At 68.8% G+C, this 754-nt stretch carries 2 protein-coding genes; both read right to left on the reverse strand.

Features of this window, described 5'->3' with window-relative positions:
- Nucleotides 1-14: 14 nt before the first annotated feature.
- Nucleotides 15-314: an AzlD family protein gene (locus tag EN742_RS36670; protein ID WP_128333972.1), complete on the reverse strand. Its 300-nt coding sequence runs from the start codon at nucleotides 312-314 to the stop codon at nucleotides 15-17.
- On the reverse strand, nucleotides 311-754 hold a 444-nt coding region (locus EN742_RS36675; protein WP_189375767.1), incomplete at its 5' end, for an AzlC family ABC transporter permease. The genes EN742_RS36675 and EN742_RS36670, both read right to left, overlap by 4 nt.

Here is a 754-nt window from a genome sequence, read left to right on the forward strand (position 1 = left end):
CGCCGGCCCCCATCCTAGCCTATCAAATGCCGCAGCATCCCCGCCGAAGCCACGCCGATCACCACGGTCGGCAGCATCGACAGCCTCGTCGCCGCGAGCACGGTGATGGCGAGCGCCGCCAGGTCGGCCGGATTTTTGGAGACGAAGTCCGGCGCGATGACCGAGATCAGCACGCAGCCGGGCGCGGCTTCCATCACCGCCGTGGCGCGGCGGCCAAGCGTTGGGTTGCGCAGCACGACATAGCCGCCGACCCTGGTCAGATAAGTGACGCTGGCCATCAGCACGATGGCCAGCACGTTTGCTGGATCGATCATGCTTCGTCTCCCGAAAACAGCCAGGCCGAGACCAGCCCGGAGAGCGCGCCGGCCGCCACATACCAGGCGCCGGGAACGATGAGGTAGGTCAAGGCGGCCACCACCAGGCTGACCAGCCACGGCCGCGCCGCGGCAAAACCCGTCCACATGCCGCGCATCAGCACCAGGAACACGGCCGGGAAGGCCATGGCGAAGCCGTAATCCTCGACATTGCCGAGCACTGGGCCGAGTGCCGCGCCGGCGGTGGTGAACACCGCCCAGGCGAGGTAGAAGGGCAGGGCGGCGCCGGCATAATAGGGCAGGCTGAAGGCCGGGTTCAGACCGGCCGCGGCGCGTTGCCTCGCATCCGCCAGCCCCAGCGCCCAGCTCTCGTCGCACATCACGAACAGCGCGGGAAACACCTTGCGCCGCGGAAGGCGGCTGAGGAACGGCGCAAGCGC

The organism is Mesorhizobium sp. M4A.F.Ca.ET.020.02.1.1, assembly GCF_004022645.1.
Classification (GTDB): Bacteria; Pseudomonadota; Alphaproteobacteria; order Rhizobiales; family Rhizobiaceae; genus Mesorhizobium.